5 protein-coding genes are annotated in these 3953 nt (G+C 62.7%); 1 reads left to right on the forward strand and 4 read right to left on the reverse strand.

Features of this window, described 5'->3' with window-relative positions:
• On the forward strand, positions 1–421 hold a 421-nt coding region (locus GNZ21_RS12660; protein WP_198346027.1), incomplete at its 5' end, for an ATP-binding protein.
• A 119-nt stretch (positions 422–540) separates the two neighbouring features.
• On the opposite strand, the gene GNZ21_RS12665 is transcribed toward GNZ21_RS12660, so the two are convergent.
• The 4 genes from GNZ21_RS12665 to GNZ21_RS12680 all read right to left on the reverse strand — a co-directional run bounded on the left by GNZ21_RS12665 (position 541) and on the right by GNZ21_RS12680 (position 3882).
• Positions 541–1029: a hypothetical protein gene (locus GNZ21_RS12665; protein WP_157324915.1), complete on the reverse strand. Its 489-nt coding sequence runs from the start codon at positions 1027–1029 to the stop codon at positions 541–543.
• Positions 1030–1411: 382 nt separating this feature from the next.
• A complete protein-coding gene (locus GNZ21_RS12670; RefSeq protein WP_157324916.1) occupies positions 1412–2533 on the reverse strand; it encodes a YihY/virulence factor BrkB family protein in 1122 nt (373 codons plus the stop codon).
• 5 nt (positions 2534–2538) lie between these two features.
• Positions 2539–3543: a tryptophan--tRNA ligase gene (gene trpS / locus GNZ21_RS12675; protein WP_268234855.1), complete on the reverse strand. Its 1005-nt coding sequence runs from the start codon at positions 3541–3543 to the stop codon at positions 2539–2541.
• Positions 3544–3603: 60 nt separating this feature from the next.
• Positions 3604–3882 carry an Lrp/AsnC family transcriptional regulator gene (locus GNZ21_RS12680; protein ID WP_157324917.1) on the reverse strand — a complete coding sequence of 93 codons (279 nt, stop codon included), beginning with the start codon at positions 3880–3882 and terminating at the stop codon, positions 3604–3606.
• Between the last annotated feature and the right edge of the window lie 71 nt (positions 3883–3953).

Below are 3953 nucleotides of genomic sequence, written 5' to 3' on the forward strand. Positions count from 1 at the left end.
GACCTTCTTCCTCGAAGCCCTGGGCCAGCAGGCTGTAGAGGCAGGCCACCGGGTGGCTTGGTTTCGGTTAGAGGACCTCGGGGCCCTGGTCCGGGCCCACCGCGGTGATGACACCGTCACCAAGGTCGTGACCCGGATCCTGCGTGCGGAGTTGATCATCATCGATGACATCGGGCTGCTGGAGGTCGGAGCTGATGCTGCCGAGGGACTCTACCGGATCGTTGATGCCGCCTACGAGAAACGCTCCATCGCGGTCTCGTCGAATCTGCACCCCGCAGGGTTTGATGAGCTGATGCCCAAAACCCTGGCCACCGCCACCGTGGACCGGCTACTCCACCACGCTCATCTGTGCCAGACCAGCGGGGAGTCGGTTCGTCTGACCCAGGCCCTGGGCGGGAAAGGAGTCACTACCATGAACTGAGTCCCCAAGCCCTGCATGGCCAGTGCCACCACAACCCCGGTGGGCAGATCTGCTGGCCATAAGTGGGCAGTTCTAGTGGCCACCAACGGGCTGTTCTGGTGGCCGCCTATGGGCACTTCTCACTGGCCATTGACAGCTGTCACACGTTGATTCGAGACAAACCACGTCTGTACTGTCGGGCTGATCTCGCCGAGTACCAGCCGCATGTTCTCGTACTGTCGCCGCACCTCTCCCATACTCAGCAGCGGCTCTAAGTGAGCCACACGATTGCGCAGCCGATAAATACCATCCACCGACTCGACCAGCTGTCTGGGCTTCCGATTCAACTGCGGGAATGCAGCATGCAGAGCGTCACGCCAAAGCAGCTGGCGACCGGGGTCTTTGTCGGGAAGAAGAAACCGCCAGGTTCCGAACGAAAGCTGTGCCAGCAAATCGGCATGAGCAACAGGGCGTTTTTGTTTTCGAATCGCCTGCTGAGCCCGGCGGTGAGCTGTCTTAAGTTCGTTTTCTCGGACCAAACGTTGAAGCAGTGGGGCCGGGTCCAATAACCAGTCGCTGCCGAAATTCCGGCCACTGGAAGCTCGACTTGAGCAGGGTTCCATCGGCACAGCTGCGCATCGATAGCGTTGCGGAGCACGACCTCAACCACATGCAAAGCCTGATAGACAGCCCCGGAGAGCTCGATGTTCCACTGATAGAGACGGATGGCATCTCTACGGTTTCCTCCGCAGGCCCGCAGGTATGGTGCCAACCGGGCAGCAGCTAGGTGCGGTTCAAGCTGGGCATACAGGGCTCTACTCCGTTCGATCGACGTCCACTCTGAACTAGCGTAGAATAGAACCTGAAAGCAGGGGCAGGTCTCCCTGTTAGATCTTTACCAGAGGTCCGGCGGTTCTCACCGACCGGGCCTCTGGCATATCCTCCCTTTCTCAGGAGGCTATCTGACTCCCCGGAGATGCTCTCTGTCCAGTAAAAGCCCCACCGCCTCACTCAGGCCCGCTGGGCGTGGTCGGAGGCGGCCACAGCCCCCCAGGCTGAGGCCATGAGGTAGACCAGGCTGAACAGGTAGAAGTAGAAGAACAGGCCCAGCACGGTGGCGAAGGGGGCCAGCACCGGGTTCTCAGTGTCAGCGAAGTTGTTCAGCAGCGTGGTGGAGCCCAGACGCAGCAGCGAGGCTCCGATCCCTGCGATCAGCGCCGACTGCCAGAGGGCGGAGACCGGCATCACCAACCGGGAGGCCACCCGCATCAGCAGCACCGCCACCGTCATGTCCAGACCCAGAGATATCACCAGCGTGGCAGCCCGAGCCAAGCGTCTGGCAATACCCTGGTCGTCCCAGCCCAGGAACTGCCAGATCTCCTCGATGAACAGGGTGCTGGCCACACCCAGCACTGCCGTGGTGAGCAGGATCAGGCCGAGCAGCAGCATCAGCAGCAGATCCCGGCCCTTGACCAGGATCACGTTCTCCGCCATCAACGGGCGCTCCCAGATGCTGCGGATGCCGGAACGAAGCCCGTGCATCCAGGACAGCGAGGTGATCACGGTCAGCGTCAGCGACACCGCCAGCCCGATCCCGTACCCGCTGGTGGCGAACAGCTCGCTGGGTGAGGCCAGGTGGTTCTCCCCGTAGCCGATCAGCCCGGGGATCATGGTGTCCACGGCCTCCACGATCAGCGCCTGGTAGCGCTCATTGCCGCCGATGACCAATCCGGCGATGGAGAACCCGGCGAACAGCATGGCAGCCACCGAGAAGAACATCATGTAGGCGGCACCGGCGGCCATCACTGTGCCGTAGCGGAAGAAGAACAGGTTGAGGGCCCGAAGGAGCCGGGTGCGGTTCAGCCGCGCCACGCCCCAGCCCAGCATCGGGCCCAGAAGTTTGATCCCGCTGCGGCCCTGGCGGCGGGCCCGGCCGTAGGCCATCCGGGCCTGCAGCTCATCCTGTTTCAGGCGTTCGATGTTCAGCGGGTTGACCTTAGCCCTGACCTCGCGCCTGCTGTCGAGCTTCTCCATCCGGGCCTTGGCGGCTTCAAGGATCCCATTGCCCTCCTGCTGCTGGTTTCCCGGACCCCCGTTCTGGGTCCTGGGGCGGAGTCTGGAGGGGTAGGCCATAGCGCTCAGCCGGCCGCCGGCAGGAAGCCCACCTTCTGGTACGCCTCAGCCAGGGTGGGCGCAGCGGTCTCCCGCGCCTTGGCCGCCCCCTTCGCCAGCAGGGCGTCCAGCTCGGCGGGGTCCTGGAGCAGCTCGGCCGCGCGGTCCCGGATCGGGCCCAAGGTCCCCACCGCGAGCTCGGCCAGGTCCACTTTGAGGTGGCCGTACATCTTGCCCTGATACTCCTCCACCAACTGGTCGATGCCCTTGCCGGAGAGCACCGAGTAGATGCTCAGCAGGTTGGAGACACCGGGCTTGGCCTCCCGGTCGAAGCGGATCTCAGTGCCGTCGTCGGTGACTGCGGACTTGATCTTCTTGGCGATCTGCTTATCCGTGTCGGTGAGGTTGATCAGCCCGGTGGGTGAGGAGGCGGATTTGGACATCTTCACACTGGGGTCCTGCAGGTCGTAGATCCTTGCACCCACCTCCGGGATCAACGGCTTGGGGATCCGGAAGGTCTCGCCGAACCGGTGGTTGAACCGTTGGGCCAAGTCCCGGGTGAGCTCGATGTGCTGCTTCTGGTCCTCCCCCACTGGGACCCCGTAGGGCTGGTAGAGCAGAATGTCTGCAGCCTGCAGGATCGGGTAGGTGAACAGTCCCACTCCTGCCGAGTCGGCGCCCTGTTTGGCGGACTTGTCCTTGAACTGGGTCATCCGTCCGGCTTCGCCCATCCCGGTCTGGGTCATCAGCACCCAGGCCAGCTGAGTGTGCTCCGGCACATGGGACTGCACGAACAGGGTGGAGCGCTCGGGATCGATGCCGCCGGCGATGTACTGCGCGGCGGTGCGACGGGTCGCCTCGCGCAGCACCTCGGGATCCTGCGGCACGGTGATCGCGTGCAGGTCCACAATCATGAAGAACGCGTCATACTCCTGCTGGGTCTTGATCCAGTTCAGCAGCGCGCCGATATAGCTGCCCAGGTGCAGGGAGTCTCCGGTGGGCTGCATGCCCGAGAGTACGCGTTCAGTCACGACCAGTCCTTTGCTTCAGTTCAGTGCGAGTGACCCGTTCATTCTACGTTCCATGGGCACTCAGTCCCCACCCAGGGCGAAACCCACCTCCAGGTCCCGTTGGGAGAAGGTCTGGAAGGCAACCATCGTCTCGGTGCTGTGGATGGTCCCAGCCTTGGAGATCTTCCCTGGGACAAGCTCACTGAGGTCCTCGAAGTCCGGAACCTTGACCATCACCACCAGGTCCCAGGCACCGGTGACCGAGTACACCGCCTCGACCTCCTCAATGTCGGCGATCTCCTGAGCGGTCTCCGGAATCCTGTCCGGATCGGTCTTGATCATGGTGATAGCAGTAATCATGGTCAGCTCCTAGTGTCGTGCGTCAGTAATTCGTTGGATTAGTTGTAGAATGGGGTATGCCACGAACTGGA

Origin of the sequence: Nesterenkonia alkaliphila (genome assembly GCF_009758175.1) — a bacterium.
Taxonomy (GTDB): Bacteria; Actinomycetota; Actinomycetes; order Actinomycetales; family Micrococcaceae; genus Nesterenkonia; species Nesterenkonia alkaliphila.

Coding starts and splice junctions, on each gene's coding strand:
- GNZ21_RS12680 (WP_157324917.1), bottom strand. CDS start 3,882: ATGATTACTGCTATCACCATGATCAAGACCGATCCGGACAGGATTCCG.
- GNZ21_RS12670 (WP_157324916.1), bottom strand. CDS start 2,533: ATGGCCTACCCCTCCAGACTCCGCCCCAGGACCCAGAACGGGGGTCCG.